Genomic DNA, 18,219 nt, shown 5'->3' with positions numbered 1-18,219 from the left:
ATCGTGCATGAATGATTTAAAACGCTGGATTCGAGGCTATCACTGGGGAAGGTGCGAAGCTCTTGGTCTATATCAAGGCAATCGATTGAGCATTTCTATTAAAAGGCTGTGCGCCCGGCAGGCTTTTCCGCCACCGGAGCCCGGCTGCAACCTGCGGATTTTTCAGGCTATAATCGGCCTCTTTGCCGCGGGACGCGGACCCGTGGCGTTACACAGCCAAGGTGTTCCATGCCGATTTACGAGTACCAGTGCCAGTCCTGCGCGCATCAGCTGGAATCGCTGCAGAAGATCAGCGATGCGCCGTTGGTCGATTGTCCGGCCTGCAAGGCTCCCGAATTGAAGAAGATGTTGTCGGCTCCGGGCTTCCGCCTGGGCGGCAGCGGTTGGTACGAGACCGACTTCAAGACCGGAGCGAAGAAGAACCTGGCCTCCGGCGATGCCCCAGCGGCCTGTCCGGCCACCGGTTGCGGTGCCGGCGCCTGCTCCGCCAGCGAATGAGCGGTTCCCTAGAATTCAAGACTTTCGAGAAGCGAAACACACCATGATGCGCAGCCACTATTGCGGCCAGTTGAACGAGAGCCTGGACGGCCAGGTAGTCACTCTTTGCGGTTGGGTACACCGTCGCCGCGACCACGGCGGGGTGATCTTCCTCGACGTGCGTGATCGTGAAGGTCTGGCCCAGGTGGTGTTCGACCCGGATCGCGTCGAGACCTTCGCCAAGGCCGACCGCGTGCGCAGCGAGTACGTGGTGAAGATCACCGGCAAGGTGCGTTTGCGCCCCGAAGGCGCGCGCAACTCGAACATGGCTTCGGGCGCCATCGAAGTGCTGGGTCACGAACTGGAAGTGTTGAACCAGGCGGAAACCCCGCCGTTCCCGCTGGACGAATACTCCGACGTGGGCGAGGAAACCCGCCTGCGCTACCGCTTCATCGACCTGCGTCGTCCGGAGATGGCCGCCAAGCTGAAGCTGCGCGCTCGCATCACCAGTAGCATCCGCCGCTACCTGGACGAGAACGGCTTCCTCGACGTGGAAACCCCGATCCTCGGTCGTCCGACGCCGGAAGGCGCGCGTGACTACCTGGTGCCGAGCCGCACCTATCCGGGCCACTTCTTCGCCCTGCCGCAGTCGCCCCAGCTGTTCAAGCAGCTGCTGATGGTGGCCGGCTTCGACCGTTACTACCAGATCGCCAAGTGCTTCCGCGACGAAGACCTGCGTGCCGACCGCCAGCCGGAATTCACCCAGATCGACATCGAGACCAGCTTCCTGGAAGAAAGCGACATCATCGAGATCACCGAGAAGATGGTTCGCCAGCTGTTCAAGGAAGTGCTGAACGTCGAGTTCGACGAGTTCCCGCACATGCCGTTCGAAGAGGCCATGCGCCGCTACGGTTCGGACAAGCCTGACCTGCGTATCCCGCTGGAACTGGTCGACGTGGCCGATCAACTGAAGGACGTCGAGTTCAAGGTCTTCTCCGGCCCGGCCAACGATCCGAAGGGCCGTGTTGCCGCCCTGCGCGTTCCCGGCGGTGCGAGCATGCCGCGCAAGCAGATCGACGACTACACCAAGTTCGTCGGCATCTACGGCGCCAAGGGCCTGGCCTACATCAAGGTCAACGAGCGCGCCAAGGGCGTGGAAGGCCTGCAGTCGCCGATCGTGAAGAACATCGCCGAGCCGAACCTGAACGAGATCCTCGATCGCGTCGGTGCGGTCGATGGCGACATCGTGTTCTTCGGCGCGGACAAGGCCAAGATCGTCTGCGACGCCCTGGGCGCGCTGCGCATCAAGGTCGGCCATGACCTCAACCTGCTCACCAAGGAGTGGGCGCCGATGTGGGTCGTGGACTTCCCGATGTTCGAAGAGAACGACGACGGCAGCCTGACCTCGCTGCACCACCCGTTCACCGCGCCCAAGTGCACCCCGGAAGAGCTGGAGGCCAACCCGGCCGGCAAGCTGTCCCGTGCCTACGACATGGTGCTCAACGGCACCGAGCTGGGCGGCGGTTCCATCCGTATCCACGACAAGGCCATGCAGCAGGCGGTGTTCCGCGTGCTGGGCATCGACGATGCGGAGCAGGAAGAGAAGTTCGGCTTCCTGCTGGACGCTCTGAAGTACGGCGCGCCGCCGCACGGTGGCCTGGCCTTCGGCCTGGACCGTCTGGTGATGCTGATGACCGGCGCGGCCTCGATCCGCGAAGTCATTGCCTTCCCGAAAACCCAGAGCGCTGGCGACGTCATGACCCAGGCTCCGGGCACCGTGGATGCCAAGGCTCTGCGCGAGCTGAACATCCGCCTGCGCGAGCAGCAGAAGGCCGCCGAGTAAGTCGATTCGAATAGCTGGCGGCGCCCGCACTGCGGGCGCCACCTGCGAAGCAAACAAGCGATACGGAGTGAGTTATGGCTGGTCATTCCAAATGGGCCAACATCAAGCACCGCAAGGAACGTCAGGACGCCAAGAAGGGCAAGATCTTCACCAAGCTCATTCGTGAGCTGACCGTCGCTGCCAAGCAGGGCGGCGGGGTGCCGGCGGACAACCCGCGCCTGCGCCTGGCCGTGGACAAGGCGCTGACTGCCAACATGACCCGCGACACCATCGACCGCGCCATCCAGCGCGGCGTGGGCTCCAGCGAAGCGGACAACATGGCCGAGCTGACCTACGAAGGTTACGCGCCCAGCGGCGTGGCGATCATCGTCGAGGCCATGACCGACAACCGCAACCGCACCGCGGCCGAAGTGCGCCATGCCTTCAGCAAGTGCGGCGGCAACCTGGGTACCGATGGTTCGGTGGCCTACATGTTCGAGCGCAAGGGGCAGATCAGCTATGCGCCGGGCGTGAACGAAGAGGCCCTGATGGATGCCGCGCTGGAAGCCGGCGCCGACGATGTAGTGGTCAACGACGACGGTTCCATCGACGTCTTCACCACCTTCGCCGATTTCATCTCGGTCAACGAAGCACTGACAGAAGCGGGCTTCAAGGGCGAGGACGCGGAGATCACCATGATCCCGTCGACCGTGGCGACCCTGGACCTGGACACCGCGCAGAAGGTCCTCAAGCTGATCGACATGCTCGAAGACCTGGACGACGTGCAGAACGTCTACTCGAATGCGGACATCCCGGACGAGGTGATGGCCCAGCTGGGCTGATCCCACCACCGGCGATGTGCTGAAGCCGGAAGCGGGAGTGGTCGTCAGCGGCGCCTCCCGCTTCCGGTTTTTGTTATCTGAAATGCGCGTTGCAGACTAGGTGTGATCGAACGGACATGACCCTGATTCTCGGCATCGACCCAGGTTCACGGATTACCGGCTTCGGCGTGGTGCGCGACACCGGCCGTGGTTGTGAATACGTGGCCTCGGGCTGCATCCGCACCGGCAATGGCGAGCTGTTCGAGCGCCTGCAGATCGTCTTCCGTGGTGTGCGCGAGGTCATCCAGACCTACCAGCCGACCATGATGGGCATCGAGCAGGTGTTCATGGCGCGCAACGCCGATTCGGCGCTTAAGCTGGGGCAGGCGCGCGGCGCGGCCATAGTCGCGGCGGCGGAAGAGGGATTGCAGATCGCCGAGTACACCGCCAGCCAGGTCAAGCAGGCGATTGCCGGCACCGGTGGTGCGGACAAGCAGCAGGTGCAGATGATGGTGATGCACCTGCTCAAGCTGGTGCAGAAGCCGCAGATCGACGCCTCCGACGCCCTGGCCATCGCCCTGTGCCATGCGCATACCCGGCAAAGCCTGGTACCGCATGGTCTGATGGGCGCCCGCCGTCGCGGCGGACGCCTGCGCCTGTGATATCCGGAAAAACTTTGAGCAAGGACAAACACCCGTGATTGGACGCCTGCGTGGCACCCTGGCGGAGAAGCAGCCGCCGCACCTGATCGTCGATGTAAACGGCGTGGGCTACGAGCTGGAAGTGCCGATGACCACCCTGTACCGCCTGCCGAGCCTGGGCGAGCCGGTGACCCTGCACACCCATCTGGTGGTGCGCGAGGATGCCCACCTGCTCTACGGCTTCGCCGAGAAGCGCGAGCGCGAGCTGTTCCGCGAGCTGATCCGCCTCAACGGCGTGGGGCCGAAGCTGGCACTGGCGCTGATGTCGGGGCTGGAGGTCGATGAACTGGTGCGTTGCGTGCAGGCGCAGGATACTTCGACCCTGGTGAAGATTCCGGGCGTCGGCAAGAAAACTGCCGAGCGCCTGCTGGTGGAGCTGAAGGATCGCTTCAAGGCGTGGGAGAATATTCCGTCCATCGCGCCGCTGGTGGTGGAACCCATGCGGGTTGCCGCAGTCTCAAGCGCCGAGTCCGATGCGGTCAGCGCGCTGATCGCCCTGGGTTTCAAACCTCAGGAGGCGAGCCGCGCCGTGGCCGCCGTGCAGGAGGATGGCTTGTCCAGCGAAGAACTCATCCGCCGTTCCCTCAAGGGCATGGTCTAGGTAGATATTGATGATCGAAGCCGATCGCCTGATTTCCTCAGCCTCCAGTCGCGACCGCGAAGAGCAGTTCGACCGCGCCATCCGCCCGCTCAAGCTGGCGGACTACGTCGGTCAGCCGGTGGTGCGCGAGCAGATGGAGCTGTTCATCCAGGCGGCCCGCGGGCGTCAGGAAGCGCTGGATCACACGCTGATCTTCGGCCCGCCCGGCCTGGGCAAGACCACCCTGGCGAACATCATCGCCCAGGAGATGGGGGTTTCGATCAAGAGCACCTCCGGCCCGGTGCTGGAACGCCCTGGCGACCTGGCGGCGATCCTGACCAACCTCGAGCCCAACGACGTGCTGTTCGTGGACGAGATCCATCGCCTGTCGCCCATCGTCGAGGAAGTGCTGTACCCGGCCATGGAAGACTTCCAACTGGACATCATGATCGGCGAAGGCCCGGCCGCGCGCTCGATCAAGCTCGACCTGCCGCCCTTCACCCTGGTCGGCGCGACGACTCGCGCCGGCATGCTGACCAATCCGCTGCGTGACCGCTTCGGTATCGTGCAGCGTCTTGAGTTCTACGGTGTGGACGACCTGTCCAGCATCGTCGCCCGCTCGGCGGGGATTCTCGGCCTGGAGATCGAGCCGGCGGGTGCCTTCGAGATCGCCCGGCGCGCCCGTGGTACGCCGCGGATCGCCAACCGGCTGCTGCGCCGTGTACGGGATTTCGCCGAGGTGCGTGGCACCGGACACATCAGTCGCGACATCGCCGACAAGGCGCTGAACCTGCTGGACGTGGACGAAAGGGGCTTCGATCACCAGGATCGCCGCCTGTTGCTGACCATGATCGACAAGTTCGACGGTGGGCCGGTGGGTGTCGACAACCTGGCGGCCGCCATCAGCGAAGAAAGACACACGATTGAAGATGTGCTGGAGCCCTATCTGATCCAGCAAGGCTATATCATGCGCACACCGCGCGGCCGTGTAGTGACCCGGCATGCGTACCTGCATTTCGGCCTGAATGTGCCGAAGCGGATGGGGGAGGGGGCAACGCCGGATCTGTTCGCCCCTGAAGATGGTAATTAATTGCATTTGTAGGCGATTGCCGATTGGCAAAGCCAGGACTTGGTTTTAGAGTATGCGCGCGCAACACGGGGGTCAGCCGTTCCAGCAGCGGTATCGGGTCTATTACGAGGACACCGATGCCGGCGGCATCGTCTACTACGTCAACTACCTCAAGTTCATGGAGCGGGCTCGTACCGAGCGGCTGCGTGATCTGGGCTTTGCCCAGTCGCAGCTGGCGGGGGAGAACCTGCTTTTCGTCGTTCATTCGGCCGAGGCGCGCTATCACGCGCCGGCTCGCCTGGACGACGAACTGCTCGTCAGCGCCGAAGTGGAGGAGTTGAACCGTGCGAGCCTGAAGTTTCGTCAACAGGTTCGACGGGCGTCGGATTCGACCTTGCTCTGCGAGGGGCGATTCCTGGTGGCGTGCGTGCGGGCGGACACCCTGAAACCCCGCGCTATCCCAGATGTGTTGCGTGCGGCATTTGCCGGCAGTCCGGACACCCTTTCAGCAGGAGATTAACGTGGAACCGAACGTCGTCGACCATACTTCCATGTGGAGCTTGATCAGTAACGCCAGCGTCGTGGTACAGCTGGTGATGCTGACCCTGGTGGCCGCATCGGTCACTTCCTGGATCATGATTTTCCAGCGCAGCAACATGATGCGCTCGGCGAAGAAGGCCCTGGATACTTTCGAAGAGCGCTTCTGGTCGGGCATCGACCTGTCCAAGCTCTATCGTCAGGCGGGCAGCAACCCCGATCCGGATTCGGGGGTCGAGCAGATCTTCCGTGCCGGCTTCAAGGAATTCTCCCGTCTGCGCCAGCAGGCCGGCGTTGACCCGGATGCAGTGATGGAAGGCGTTTCCCGCGCCATGCGCGTCGCCATTTCCCGCGAGGAAGAGAAGCTGGAAACCAGCCTGCCGTTCCTTGCTACCGTCGGTTCCACCAGCCCGTACATCGGTCTGTTCGGCACCGTGTGGGGCATCATGAACTCCTTCCGTGGCCTGGCCACCGTGCAGCAGGCCACCCTCGCCACCGTGGCGCCGGGTATCGCCGAAGCGCTGATCGCTACCGCCATCGGCCTGTTCGCGGCCATCCCCGCGGTCATCGCCTACAACCGTTTCGCCGCTCGCTCGGAAATGCTCATCGGCCGCTACTACACCTTCGCCGACGAGTTCCAGGCCATCCTGCACCGCAAAGTGCACACCAGCGACGATTGAAGACGACCAAGAGGTAAGCCGTCATGGCAAGAGTTCGTCACAAGCGCAAGCCGGTCGCGGAAATGAACGTGGTGCCCTACATCGACGTGATGTTGGTACTGCTGGTCATTTTCATGGTGACCGCGCCCATGCTCAACCAGGGGGTCAAGGTCGACCTGCCCAAGGTTTCCAGCGAAGCGCTGCCGCAGGATAACGATTCCCGCGTGCTCACCATCTCCATCAAGGCCGACAAGACCTACTACTGGAACATGGGCTCGGAAGTGGACCCGGATCAGGGCAAGGGCAGCCAGACTGCCGTGGACCTCGATCAGCTGGTCAACGCTGCCACCGGCATCATGGCCGAGAACAGCCGCCAGGGTAAGAAAGTCCAGGTCTTCGTCCGTGGGGACAAGGCAGTCGACTATGGCTCGGTCATGGCCGTCATGGGCGGTCTGCAGAAAGCCGGGGTCGGCAACGTCGGTCTGATTACCGAGGCACCAGGTAGTTGATGCACCAGCTCGAGCGCTCTCAATCGGAAGGCTACTTCTGGCCAACGGTCCTGGCCGTGGCCCTGCATGTGCTGATTTTTGCCATGTTGTTCGTCAGCTGGGCCAGCACGCCTGAACTGCCGCCTTCGCGGCCGATCGTCCAGGCTACCCTGTACCAGTTGAAGTCCAAGAGCCAGGCGACCCAGCAGACCAACCAGAAGATAGCCGGCGAGGCGAAGAAAACCTCGGCCAAGCAATACGAGCAGGAGCAGCTCGAGCAGAAGAAGGCTGAGCAGCAGGCATTGGCTGCTGCGAAAGCCGAGGAACAAAAGAAGGCCGACGCGGCTCAAAAGGCTGCAGATGCCGCTGAGAAAGCTGCAGAAGCGAAGAAGGCAGACGACGCCAAGAAGGCGGCCGATGCTGCCGCAGCCGCCAAGAAAGCAGCTGAGGCCAAGGCCGCCGAGCAGAAGCAGCAGGCTGACATAGCCAAGAAGAAAGCCGAGGAAGAGGCCAAGAAAGAGGCCGCTGAAGAGGCGAAAAAGAAAGCTGCCGAGGAGGCCAAGAAGAAGGCCGCCGAGGACGCGAAGAAAAAAGCCGCCGCGGATGAAGCCAAGAAGAAGGCTGCCGCGGTCGAGGCTGCGAAGAAAAAGGCTGCTGCCGCAGCCGCTGCCGCAGCTCGCAAGGCGACGGAAGACAAGAAGGCCCAGGCCCTGGCTGAACTGCTGTCGGATGACACGCAGCGGCAGCAGGCCCTGGCCGACGAGCAAGGTAATGAGGTGGCGGGCAACTTTGACGATCTGATCGTCAGCCTGGTGAGCCAGCAGTGGAGCCGTCCTCCTTCAGCTCGTAATGGAATGAGCGTAGAAGTGCTGATTCAGATGTTGCCGAGCGGCGCCATCACTAATGTGAGCGTGACTCGCTCCAGTGGTGACAAGCCTTTCGACGATTCGGCAGTGGCAGCGGTCCGAAATGTGGGCCGTATTCCCGAACTGCAAAAACTGGATCGCGCCACGTTCGATAGCCTGTATCGTCAGCGCCGAATGGTCTTCAAACCGGAGGATTTAGATCTGTGAGTACCCTGATTCGCTTCGCGCTCTTCGCCCTGGCCCTGGTGGCCGGCGCAGCGCAGGCCGCCGACCCGCTGGTGATCTCCAGCGGTCGTGACTCGGCCGTCCCGATCGCCGTGGTTCCGTTCGGCTGGCAGGGCGGTAATGTGCTGCCCGAAGACATGTCGAACATCATCGGCAACGACCTGCGCAATTCCGGTTACTTCGAGCCGATCCCGCGCCAGAACATGATCAGCCAGCCGGTCCAGGCCAGTGAAGTGATCTACCGTGACTGGCAGGCCCTCGGCGCGCAGTACGTGCTGGTCGGCAGCATCGTGCCCAACGGTGGCCGCCTGCAGATCCAGTATGCCCTGCTCAACGTGGCGACCCAGCAGCAGGTCCTGACCGGCAGCGTGGGCGGCACTACCGACCAACTGCGCGACATGTCGCACTACATCGCCGACCAGTCGTTCGAGAAGCTCACCGGCATCAAGGGTGCTTTCTCCACCCGGCTGCTCTACGTGACTGCCGAGCGCTTCTCGGTGGACAACACCCGCTACACCCTGCAGCGCTCCGACTATGACGGCGCTCGCCCGGTGACCCTGCTGCAATCGCGCGAGCCGATCCTTTCGCCGCGCTTCTCGCCCGATGGTCGCCGTATCGCCTATGTGTCCTTCGAGCAGAAGCGTCCGCGCATCTTCATGCAGTACGTCGACACTGGCCGCCGCGAGCAGATCTCCAACTTCGAAGGCCTCAACGGCGCCCCGGCCTTCTCGCCGGACGGCAACCGCCTGGCCTTCGTGCTGTCGCGCGACGGCAACCCGGAGATCTACGTGATGGACCTGGGCAGCCGCCAGCTGCGTCGCCTGACCAACAACTCGGCGATCGACACCGAACCTTTCTGGGGCGCGGACGGCTCGACCCTGTACTTCACCTCGGACCGTGGCGGCAAACCGCAGATCTACAAGATGAACGTGAACTCGGGCGCTACCGACCGCGTGACCTTCATCGGCAACTACAACGCCAACCCGAAACTCTCGGCGGATGAGAAGACCCTGGTGATGGTTCACCGCCAGGACGGATTCACCAACTTCCAGATCGCAGCGCAGGACCTTCAGCGCGGTAATCTCCGGGTACTTTCCAACACCAATCTGGACGATTCGCCCACTGTTGCGCCAAATGGCACGATGCTAATATACGCCACCCGCCAGCAGGACCGGGGCGTGTTGATGCTCGTGAGCATCAACGGACGTGTTCGGTTACCGCTACCCACCGCTCAAGGCGACGTGCGCGAGCCTTCCTGGTCCCCTTACCTGAACTGACGGTTGCCAACTGTTTCAAACTTATACACTGGGGTTCATTAGGAGTTACATGATGGAAATGCTGAAATTCGGCAAATTTGCCGTTATCGCCCTCGCCATGGCCGTAGCCGTTGGTTGCTCGTCCAAGAAAGGCGATGCAACTGGTGAAGGCGCCAATGGCGGCGTTGACCCGAACGCTGGCTACGGCGCCAACAGCGGTGCCGTTGACGGCTCCCTGAGCGACGAAGCCGCTCTGCGCGCTATCACCACCTTCTACTTCGAGTACGACAGCTCCGACCTGAAGCCGGAAGCCATGCGTGCCCTGGACGTACACGCCAAGGACCTGAAAGGTTCCGGCCAGCGCGTAGTCCTGGAAGGTCACACTGACGAGCGCGGCACCCGCGAGTACAACATGGCTCTGGGCGAGCGTCGTGCCAAGGCCGTTCAGCGCTACCTGGTACTGCAGGGCGTTTCCCCGGCTCAGCTGGAACTGGTTTCCTACGGCAAAGAGCGTCCGGTTGCCACTGGCCACGACGAGCAGTCCTGGGCCCAGAACCGTCGCGTTGAGCTGAAGAAGTAAGACGTGATGCCGATGCGCCTGCGTTTTCTGACCTTGATCGCATGCGGACTGCCCCTCATGGCGGCAGCCGCGGTTCCGGTACAGGACGGCAATGGTGGCTATGCCAGCACGCCGCCCTCGGGTTATGGCACCGCAGGCGCTGATGGCGCCTACGCCGGAGGCGGGATGACAACTCCCGTCTCCGGTCAGGCTCAGCTGTTCATGCAGCTGCAGCAGATGCAGGACGAAATGTCCCGTCTGCGCGGCATGCTCGAAGAGCAGCAGAACCAGATCCAGCAAATGAAGCAGGAGAACCAGGAGCGCTTCCAGGACATTGACAGCCGCCTTTCCAGCGGTGCAGGTGCAGGAGCGGCCGGTGCTGCTGTTCAACAGAATTCCCCCGCTGCCGGCGCCAGCGCAGGAGCTGCTACCGGAGCAGGCGTTGCCGCCGCCCAGCAACAGCAGCCCGCCGCCAGCAGCGAGCCGGGTGACCCGGCAAAAGAGAAGCTCTACTACGACGCCGCCTTCGACCTGATCAAGGCCAAGGACTTCGACAAGGCCAGCCAGGCCTTTGGCGCCTTCCTGCGCAAGTACCCGAACAGCCAGTACGCGGGTAACGCGCAGTATTGGCTGGGTGAAGTGAATCTCGCGAAAGGCGACCTGCAGGGCGCCGGCCAGGCTTTCGCCCGCGTCAGCCAGGCCTACCCGAGCAGCGCCAAGGTGCCGGACTCGCTGTACAAGCTCGCCGATGTCGAGCGCCGCCTGGGTAACAATGACAAGGCTCGCGGCATCCTGCAGCAGGTGGTCGCGCAGTATCCGGGCACCTCCGCTGCCCAACTGTCCCAGCGTGATCTGAAGAACCTGAAGTAGGCTTCCTATCTCGCAGTCTGAAAACCCGCGCCCTCCGCGGGTTTTTTCGTTAAAATTGCCGCCCCCGGAAAAGCCAGTGGTTTCAGCTGCGCTGATGTCTGCTGTGTTACGGGATTGCCGGGCGCCTCTCCAGTGCGCCCACGACTCCAACGCAACGGAGGCGGATGGCCTGTATAGCCGTCACGCCCGTGGCTGATATGCAACAGACCCTGCGCATTACCGAGATTTTCTACTCGTTGCAGGGGGAAACGCGCACCGCCGGCTTGCCGACCGTGTTCGTACGCCTGACTGGCTGTCCCCTGCGCTGCAACTACTGCGATACCGCCTATGCCTTCAGTGGCGGCGAAGTCCAGAGCCTTGACGCCATCCTCGACCAGGTTGCGCGGTATCGCCCGCGCTACGTCTGTGTGACCGGCGGCGAGCCGCTGGCGCAGCCCAACTGTATCCCGCTGCTCGAACGGCTGTGCCATGCCGGCTACGAAGTATCGCTGGAAACCAGCGGCGCGCTGGACATCTCGGCCACCGACCGCCGCGTCAGCCGTATCCTCGACCTGAAGACCCCCGGCTCCGGCGAAGTGGCGCGCAATCGTTACGAGAACATCGGCGAGTTGACGCTCAACGATCAGGTCAAGTTCGTCATCTGTTCCCGCGAGGACTATGACTGGGCGGTGTCCAAGCTGATCGAGTACCGCCTGGACGAGCGAGCCGGCGAGGTTCTGTTCTCGCCCAGCCACCGCCAGGTGGATGCGCGCGCGCTGGCCGACTGGATCGTCAGCGACAACCTGCCGGTCCGCCTGCAGCTGCAATTGCACAAGATTCTCTGGAACGATGAGCCGGGCCACTGAGCGCGGAGGAGCCCCTGTTTATGTCCGACAAGAATGCTGCGAACGACAAGAAAGCCGTGATCCTGCTCTCCGGTGGCCTGGATTCCGCGACAGTGGTCGCCATGGCCAAGGCCGAGGGCTACGCCTGCTACACCATGAGCTTCGACTACGGCCAGCGTCACCGTGCCGAGTTGCAGGCCGCCGAGCGCGTCGCCCGCCAATTGGGCGTGGTCGAGCACAAGGTGATCGGCCTCGACCTGAATGGTATCGGCGGCTCCGCGCTGACCGACAGCAGCATCGATGTTCCCCAAGCCCCCAGTGAAGGCATTCCGGTGACCTATGTGCCGGCGCGCAATACCGTGTTCCTTTCTCTGGCGCTGGGCTGGGCGGAAGTGCTGGGCGCACGGGACATTTTCATCGGCGTGAACGCCGTGGATTATTCCGGCTACCCGGATTGCCGCCCGGAGTTCGTCGAGGCCTTCGAGCATATGGCGAACCTGGCGACCAAGGCAGGAGTGGAGGGCGACGGCTTCCGTATCCAGGCGCCGCTGCAGTTCCTTTCCAAGGCGCAGATCATCGAGGCAGGCGTCGCTCGGGGCGTCGATTACGGCCTCACCGTTTCCTGCTATCAGGCTGATGATGAGGGGCGTGCTTGCCGCAAATGTGACAGCTGCCGACTGCGCTCCGAGGGCTTTTCCGCCGCTGGAATTTCCGACCCTACGCGATATTTCTGAAAAAAGTTTTCTCGGGGTGTTGTTTTTACGTTAGAAATCAGTATTATACGCACCACGTCGGGTCGTTAGCTCAGTCGGTAGAGCAGTTGGCTTTTAACCAATTGGTCGTAGGTTCGAATCCTACACGACCCACCATCAAATCCTGTGAAAGCCCCGTGATCGAAAGGTCACGGGGCTTTTGCCATGTGCCGGAAAAAGTCCGCCGCGCGGCACTCCTCGGCCCGCCGCGACGAGGGATGGTGGTGATAAAATCGCCGGCATAATCAGACCGTGCCTGTTGAGGTTTCCACACGATGTCCCAGATTTCCGAACGCCTTCTGGTTCAGGCCCATCTGGCGGCGAAACAGCCGCGGGTGCTGAGCGCAGAGGAAGAGGCCGACTACCGTGCGGCCATCGCTGCCGAATTGAAGGCGCAGAACGCCGTGCTTGTCGCGCACTATTACTGCGATCCGGTGATCCAGGCGCTGGCTGAAGAGACTGGCGGTTGCGTTTCCGATTCGCTGGAAATGGCCCGCTTCGGCAACCAGCACTCGGCGCAGACCGTGGTGGTGGCTGGTGTCCGCTTCATGGGCGAGACCGCGAAGATCCTCAATCCGGAAAAGCGTGTGTTGATGCCCACGCTGGAGGCGACCTGCTCGCTGGACCTGGGGTGCCCGGTGGAAGAGTTCTCGGCGTTCTGCGACAAGCATCCGGAGCGCACCGTGGTCGTCTACGCGAACACCTCGGCGGCGGTGAAGGCTCGTGCGGACTGGGTGGTGACCTCCAGCTGCGCCGTGGAGATCGTCGAGCACCTGATGGACAACGGCGAGCCGATCCTCTGGGCGCCGGACCAGCACCTGGGGCGCTACATCCAGCGCGAAACCGGTGCGGACATGCTGCTCTGGGACGGTGCCTGCATCGTTCACGAGGAGTTCAAGGCCAAGCAGCTGGAAGACCTTAAGGCGGTCTATCCGGACGCCGCGATCCTGGTGCACCCGGAGTCACCGGAAGCGGTGGTTGAGCTGGCCGATGCGGTGGGCTCCACCAGCCAATTGATCAAGGCCGCGCAGACGATGCCGAACAAGCGCTTCATCGTCGCCACCGACCGCGGCATCTTCTACAAGATGCAGCAGCTGTGCCCGGATAAGGAGTTCATCGAGGCGCCCACCGCCGGCAACGGCGCGGCTTGCCGCAGCTGTGCACACTGCCCGTGGATGGCCATGAACACCCTGGAGCGCACCCTGGCATGCCTGAAGGAAGGCTCGGGCGAAATTTTCGTCGACCCGGCGCTGATTCCCAAGGCGATCAAGCCGCTCAAGCGCATGCTCGACTTCACCCAGGCGGCGAAGCTGAAACTGGCGGGCAACGCCTGACTCTCGCGGCACCATGAAAAAGCCCGGCAGATGCCGGGCTTTTTCTTTGAGGCTTTTGTGGGAGCGAGCTTGCTCGCGAACCCACCACGGGAATCAGTGGCATCAAGCTGTTCGCGAGCACAGGCAAGGGCTGCGTTGTTGCTCAGCGCCCCATCATCTCCTTCAGGATGCGTTCCTGGTCGCGGAACTCCTGCTGGCGTGCATCCAGGCGCGCAGCCAGGGTGAAGTTGCCGCCGGCGCGACGCTTGGCGAAGTCCAGTTGCTCGATCGCCTGCTTGTAGTCGCCGGTGAGTGCGTAGTACTCCGCGCGGGCCTGGTATACGCCGATGGCGTTGCCGCTCAGGGTGCAGGCATCGGCCAGGCGGTTCCACACGTCCGGGTCCAGCGGGCGGCGCTGGGACAGCTTGAACAGCGTCTTCTCGGCGTCGGCGGCGCGGTTGGTCTTCATCATCAGGTCGGCGTTGGCCTGGATCAGCGGATAGCTGTCCGGGTACTGGGTGAGCATTTTCTGCACGCGCGCCTGGGCATCGGGCAACTTGTTGGCGGTGATGTCCAGGTCGGACATCGCCAGGTTGTAGCTGATGTCGTTGGGTGCCTTGGCCAGCAGTTGCTGGAGGTTGCTGCGGGCGTCGTTGAGCTGGCCGATCTTGGTCTGCGACAGCGCCAGGCCATAGCGGGCGGCATCGTTCTTCGGGTCTTCATCGAGCTGCGCGCGGAACTGTTTGCTGGCCATGCCCGGGGTGTCCTCGAACATCTGCTGGACGCGGGCGCGCATCAGCTCGTAGCGCAGCGAGTCTTCCTTGCCGCCCTTGGGGTATTGCTCGGCGCGGTTGCGGGTGTCGGCGATACGCGATTCGGTCACCGGGTGAGTCAGCAGGAATTCCGGCGGCTTGCCCTCGTAGCGGTACTGGCGCGCCAGGCGCTCGAACATGTTGGGCATGGAGCGCGGGTCGTAGCCGGCGCGGACCATGGTGGCGACGCCGACGCGGTCAGCTTCCTGCTCGTTCTGCCGGGAGAAGCGCAACTGGTTCTGGATCGCTGCGGCCTGGGTGCCGGCGATGGCAGCGATACCGGCGTCGCCGGCACCCGCTGCGGCGGCAATAATGCCGGCCAGCATGGCGGCCATCACCGGTACCTGCATGCGCTGTTGCGCCTCGATGCCACGGGCGAAGTGGCGTTGGCTCAAGTGGCCGAGTTCGTGTGCCAGTACTGCGATGTATTCGCCTTCGGTCTGGGCATAGATGAACAGGCCGCCATTGACGCCGACCACGCCGCCAGGGGCGGCAAAGGCGTTGATCTGTTTGTCGCGGATCAGGATGAAGGCCAGGCGGTGGTCCTGCAGTTCACTGGACTCCGCCAGGCGGTAAACGCTGGACTCGACGTAATCCTTGAGTTGCGGGTCGTTGAGCGTATCGACCTGGTTGCGCAGCATGCTCAGCCAGGCGCGGCCGAGCTGGAATTCCTGCTCCGGAGAGACGATGGACGAGCTGGCATCGCCCAGAGACGGCAAGTCGTCCGCCAGGGCCGGCGTGGCGAGGGCGACAGCGAGCGACAGCAGGGCAGGGCGGAGTACTTTCATGTACACGAGGCTCGTTCCGAGAAAGGCTCTACTTTAGCCGCACGCTAACGCCTATGCCTAGTTTGCAGGGCGGAAGTGCGGCGCAATTCGAAATGGGTATTTTCGCTTGGTCTTCCTTTTAGGCCTTGATGCTGACGACTTGATTAATGAACACCGTCTTGCCTGGGCCTGGTTACTTTTCCAAGGCTTTCGGTATTCTTGGGCGCCCTGACCGGAGTTCGTTTCGATGTCCGATTCCACGCCGTCCGTCCCCGCCTGTGACGCGGAGCTGGACGCCAGCGGTCTCAATTGTCCGTTGCCGCTGCTCAAGGCCAAGCTCGAGCTGAACAAGCTGCCCAGCGGGGCGGTGCTCAAGGTGATAGCCACCGACGCTGGCTCCCAGCGCGACTTCCGCGTTTTTGCCGATCTTGCCGGGCACTCGCTGCTGCATGAAGAGGTCGAAGGCGGCGTCTATCGCTACTGGCTTCGCAAGAAGTAGCTCTGAAGTTTCCGGGTAACCGGGACGTTACCCTTTGTCGTTTCGTAGGCCCTTACATGCTCAAGGTTTTGCAGGACTGGATGCAGCGCTATTTCTCCGACGAGGAGGCGATAGTGCTGGCGGTCATTCTCGGGCTCGGGTTCACCGTCATCCTGGCTTTCGGCGGGATGCTCGCTCCGGTGCTGGCGGCGATGGTCATCGCCTTCCTGATCCAGGGCATGGTCGGTGTACTGGAGCGCCTGCGCGTGCCGCACCTGTTCGCGGTGTGGCTGGTGTATTCGCTGTTCCTCGGCCTGCTCGCGGTGTTCCTGCTGGTGCTGGTGCCGCTGCTGTGGAAGCAGCTCTTCACCCTGTTCAACGAGCTGCCTGGCATGCTCGGCGAGTGGCAGGCGACGCTGCTGATGCTGCCTGAGCGCTACCCGGACATGGTGACCGAGGAACAGGTGCTGCGTACCGTCGAGGCGGCGCGCAACGAGCTGGGGCAGCTTGGCCAGTGGGCGCTGACCTTCTCCCTGTCGGGCCTGCCGGTGGTGGTCAACATCATGATCTACCTGGTGCTGGTACCGATCCTGGTGTTCTTCTTCCTCAAGGATCGTCGGCGCTTCTACCACTGGTTCCGCCGCTACCTGCCACGCGAGCGCGGGCTGATGAAGCAGGTGTGGAACGAGATGAACCAGCAGATTGCGAACTACATCCGCGGCAAGGTCATCGAGATCTTCATCACCGGCGTGGTGACCTACATCGCCTTCGCCGTGCTCGGCCTGAACTACGCGGCGCTCCTCGCCCTGCTGGTTGGTCTGTCGGTGGTAGTGCCCTACATCGGCGCAGTCGTGGTCACGGTCCCGGTCGCGATGATCGCGCTGTTCCAGTGGGGCTGGAGCGACCAGTTCATCTACCTGATGGCAGCCCACGCGATCATCCAGGCGCTGGATGGCAACGTGCTGGTGCCGCTGCTGTTCTCCGAGGCAGTGAACCTGCATCCGGTGGCGATCATCTGTGCGGTGCTGTTGTTCGGCGGGCTGTGGGGCTTCTGGGGAGTGTTCTTCGCCATTCCGCTGGCGACCCTGGTGAAGGCTGTCCTGGATGCCTGGCCGCGCCAATCGGCGGTGCAGCCGCAGGTCAGCCCGATGATGTGACGCCGGGAAAGGAAAAAGGCCGCTGATCAGCGGCCTTTTTCATGGAGCTGGCTCAGTGGCTACTGGTTCAGCGCCTGGGCGGCGGCGAGCACGGCATCCACGTGGCCGGGTACTTTCACACCGCGCCACTCCTGGCGCAGCACGCCCTTGGCGTCGATCAGGAAGGTGCTGCGGTCAACACCCATGTATTCCTTGCCGTAGAGCTTCTTCAGCTTGATCACGTCGAACAGCTGGCAGACGGCTTCGTCCTTGTCGCTGATCAGTTCGAAGGGGAAGCACTGCTTGGCCTTGAAGTTCTCGTGGGACTTGATGCCATCGCGGGAAACGCCGAACACGAGTGTGTTGGCCTTGGCGAAGTCCTCGATCTTGTCGCGGAAGCCCTGGCCTTCGGTGGTGCAGCCAGGCGTGCTGTCCTTGGGGTAGAAGTACAGGACGATCTGCTTGCCCTTGAGTTCGGACAGGCGGAATTCGACGCCGCTGGTGGCGGGGGCCTGGAAATCGGCGACGGGTTTGTTCAGTTCGACTGCCATTGGGCTCTCTCCTTACGGATGCTGCGGACGCCAGGGCTCGATCAGCGCGTCCAGGTTCAGCGCATCGGCGAAGTCGAGGAACTGATCGCGCAGCCAGCTGATCTGGGTGCCGGCTGGCAGCGTCACGGTGAGGGTGGCGTTGAGCATGCTGGTGTTGGTATGCGGCGCCTGGTAGGTGTCGCAGGTGAGGTTCTCCAGTTCGATGTTGTGATCGATGAAGAACTGGCACAGCTCGTTGAGGATGTCCGGGCGATAGACGGCGCTGACATAGGCCACGTAGGGCAGGGCCTGGGCGCGGGTAACGTGGACATTGCTGCGGGTGACGCTGAGGGTGAAACCATGGCGCTTGGCCAGGGGCGGCAGGCCGCCTTCCAGGCGGGCCAGGGCATCCCAGCTGCCGGAGATCTGCAGGATCAGCGCGCTGAACTCGCCATGGCGGGTCAGGCGGCTGCTGACCACCGAGCAACGGTTGTCGACGCAGGTGCGGCACAGCACGCTGGTCAACTCCATCGGGTTCGGGCCCAGAGCGCTGATCAGGAGGAATTGTTCACGAGGGTGAGAGGCGGACATGCAGCTTTCCTGGAGTGGCGGCCAAGCGGGCCGCATCGACAAAGAAGGAAGGGTAGCGAAAAGCGCCGATGAGGGGAATGTCTGGT

At 62.9% G+C, this 18,219-nt stretch carries 21 protein-coding genes and 1 tRNA gene; 19 read left to right on the top strand and 3 right to left on the bottom strand.

Features of this window, described 5'->3' with window-relative positions:
- The first annotated feature begins 228 nt into the window (after positions 1-228).
- The 17 genes from LDJ84_RS22855 (at position 229) to nadA (ending at position 13,840) form a co-directional block, all read left to right on the top strand.
- Positions 229-498 (top strand): FmdB family zinc ribbon protein, encoded by a 270-nt coding sequence (locus LDJ84_RS22855; RefSeq protein ID WP_017522110.1) that lies wholly within the window; start codon positions 229-231, stop codon positions 496-498.
- Positions 499-541: 43 nt separating this feature from the next.
- On the top strand, positions 542-2,320 hold the full coding sequence (gene aspS, locus LDJ84_RS22850) for an aspartate--tRNA ligase (RefSeq protein ID WP_024763363.1): 1,779 nt from the start codon (positions 542-544) through the stop codon (positions 2,318-2,320).
- Between the two features lie 74 nt (positions 2,321-2,394).
- A complete protein-coding gene (locus LDJ84_RS22845) occupies positions 2,395-3,141 on the top strand; it encodes a YebC/PmpR family DNA-binding transcriptional regulator (RefSeq protein ID WP_024763364.1) in 747 nt (248 codons plus the stop codon).
- 116 nt (positions 3,142-3,257) lie between these two features.
- A complete protein-coding gene (ruvC, locus tag LDJ84_RS22840; RefSeq protein ID WP_024763365.1) occupies positions 3,258-3,782 on the top strand; it encodes a crossover junction endodeoxyribonuclease RuvC in 525 nt (174 codons plus the stop codon).
- A 34-nt stretch (positions 3,783-3,816) separates the two neighbouring features.
- Complete coding sequence (gene ruvA, locus LDJ84_RS22835; protein WP_170859307.1) at positions 3,817-4,422, top strand: Holliday junction branch migration protein RuvA; 606 nt, start codon at positions 3,817-3,819, stop codon at positions 4,420-4,422.
- A 10-nt stretch (positions 4,423-4,432) separates the two neighbouring features.
- On the top strand, positions 4,433-5,491 hold the full coding sequence (gene ruvB, locus LDJ84_RS22830) for a Holliday junction branch migration DNA helicase RuvB (protein WP_017522105.1): 1,059 nt from the start codon (positions 4,433-4,435) through the stop codon (positions 5,489-5,491).
- Positions 5,492-5,543: 52 nt separating this feature from the next.
- Positions 5,544-5,990: a tol-pal system-associated acyl-CoA thioesterase gene (ybgC, locus tag LDJ84_RS22825; protein WP_015478279.1), complete on the top strand. Its 447-nt coding sequence runs from the start codon at positions 5,544-5,546 to the stop codon at positions 5,988-5,990.
- A 1-nt stretch (position 5,991) separates the two neighbouring features.
- Positions 5,992-6,687: a protein TolQ gene (gene tolQ / locus LDJ84_RS22820; protein ID WP_024763367.1), complete on the top strand. Its 696-nt coding sequence runs from the start codon at positions 5,992-5,994 to the stop codon at positions 6,685-6,687.
- A gap of 23 nt (positions 6,688-6,710) precedes the next feature.
- Positions 6,711-7,175 (top strand): protein TolR, encoded by a 465-nt coding sequence (gene tolR, locus LDJ84_RS22815; RefSeq protein ID WP_024763368.1) that lies wholly within the window; start codon positions 6,711-6,713, stop codon positions 7,173-7,175.
- Positions 7,172-8,227 (top strand): cell envelope integrity protein TolA, encoded by a 1,056-nt coding sequence (tolA, locus tag LDJ84_RS22810; RefSeq protein WP_089285722.1) that lies wholly within the window; start codon positions 7,172-7,174, stop codon positions 8,225-8,227. The genes tolR and tolA overlap by 4 nt, the downstream gene beginning before the upstream one ends.
- A complete protein-coding gene (gene tolB / locus LDJ84_RS22805; RefSeq protein WP_065084496.1) occupies positions 8,224-9,522 on the top strand; it encodes a Tol-Pal system beta propeller repeat protein TolB in 1,299 nt (432 codons plus the stop codon). The genes tolA and tolB overlap by 4 nt, the downstream gene beginning before the upstream one ends.
- A 52-nt stretch (positions 9,523-9,574) precedes the next feature.
- Positions 9,575-10,081: a peptidoglycan-associated lipoprotein Pal gene (gene pal / locus LDJ84_RS22800; protein WP_017522099.1), complete on the top strand. Its 507-nt coding sequence runs from the start codon at positions 9,575-9,577 to the stop codon at positions 10,079-10,081.
- A 6-nt stretch (positions 10,082-10,087) separates the two neighbouring features.
- Positions 10,088-10,930 (top strand): tol-pal system protein YbgF, encoded by an 843-nt coding sequence (ybgF, locus tag LDJ84_RS22795; RefSeq protein ID WP_065084497.1) that lies wholly within the window; start codon positions 10,088-10,090, stop codon positions 10,928-10,930.
- A 197-nt stretch (positions 10,931-11,127) separates the two neighbouring features.
- Positions 11,128-11,775 (top strand): 7-carboxy-7-deazaguanine synthase QueE, encoded by a 648-nt coding sequence (queE, locus tag LDJ84_RS22790; protein ID WP_226045454.1) that lies wholly within the window; start codon positions 11,128-11,130, stop codon positions 11,773-11,775.
- 20 nt (positions 11,776-11,795) lie between these two features.
- Positions 11,796-12,488, top strand: a complete 693-nt coding sequence (gene queC / locus LDJ84_RS22785; protein ID WP_226045453.1) for a 7-cyano-7-deazaguanine synthase QueC — start codon at positions 11,796-11,798, stop codon at positions 12,486-12,488.
- A 59-nt stretch (positions 12,489-12,547) separates the two neighbouring features.
- Positions 12,548-12,623 (top strand) — tRNA-Lys (locus tag LDJ84_RS22780).
- A gap of 158 nt (positions 12,624-12,781) precedes the next feature.
- A complete protein-coding gene (nadA, locus tag LDJ84_RS22775) occupies positions 12,782-13,840 on the top strand; it encodes a quinolinate synthase NadA (protein WP_024763373.1) in 1,059 nt (352 codons plus the stop codon).
- A gap of 142 nt (positions 13,841-13,982) precedes the next feature.
- Here nadA and LDJ84_RS22770 read toward each other — a convergent pair whose 3' ends face one another.
- Positions 13,983-15,419: a M48 family metalloprotease gene (locus LDJ84_RS22770; RefSeq protein WP_024763374.1), complete on the bottom strand. Its 1,437-nt coding sequence runs from the start codon at positions 15,417-15,419 to the stop codon at positions 13,983-13,985.
- A 226-nt stretch (positions 15,420-15,645) separates the two neighbouring features.
- On the opposite strand from LDJ84_RS22770, the gene LDJ84_RS22765 reads away from it, so the two are divergent.
- The gene (locus LDJ84_RS22765) at positions 15,646-15,897 is read left to right on the top strand and encodes a sulfurtransferase TusA family protein (protein WP_037016457.1); all 252 of its coding nucleotides are present in this window, start codon (positions 15,646-15,648) and stop codon (positions 15,895-15,897) included.
- 56 nt (positions 15,898-15,953) lie between these two features.
- On the top strand, positions 15,954-17,033 hold the full coding sequence (locus LDJ84_RS22760; RefSeq protein WP_065086041.1) for an AI-2E family transporter: 1,080 nt from the start codon (positions 15,954-15,956) through the stop codon (positions 17,031-17,033).
- A gap of 59 nt (positions 17,034-17,092) precedes the next feature.
- Here LDJ84_RS22760 and LDJ84_RS22755 read toward each other — a convergent pair whose 3' ends face one another.
- Both LDJ84_RS22755 and LDJ84_RS22750 read right to left on the bottom strand, forming a co-directional pair.
- Positions 17,093-17,563, bottom strand: a complete 471-nt coding sequence (locus tag LDJ84_RS22755; RefSeq protein ID WP_024763377.1) for a peroxiredoxin — start codon at positions 17,561-17,563, stop codon at positions 17,093-17,095.
- A 12-nt stretch (positions 17,564-17,575) separates the two neighbouring features.
- Complete coding sequence (locus tag LDJ84_RS22750) at positions 17,576-18,133, bottom strand: glycine cleavage system protein R (RefSeq protein ID WP_024763378.1); 558 nt, start codon at positions 18,131-18,133, stop codon at positions 17,576-17,578.
- Positions 18,134-18,219 lie beyond the last annotated feature (86 nt).

Source organism: Pseudomonas sp. HS-18 (assembly GCF_020401845.1).
GTDB lineage: Bacteria > Pseudomonadota > Gammaproteobacteria > Pseudomonadales > Pseudomonadaceae > Pseudomonas > Pseudomonas nitroreducens.
This window is presented reverse-complemented; position numbering and strand designations above follow the sequence as displayed.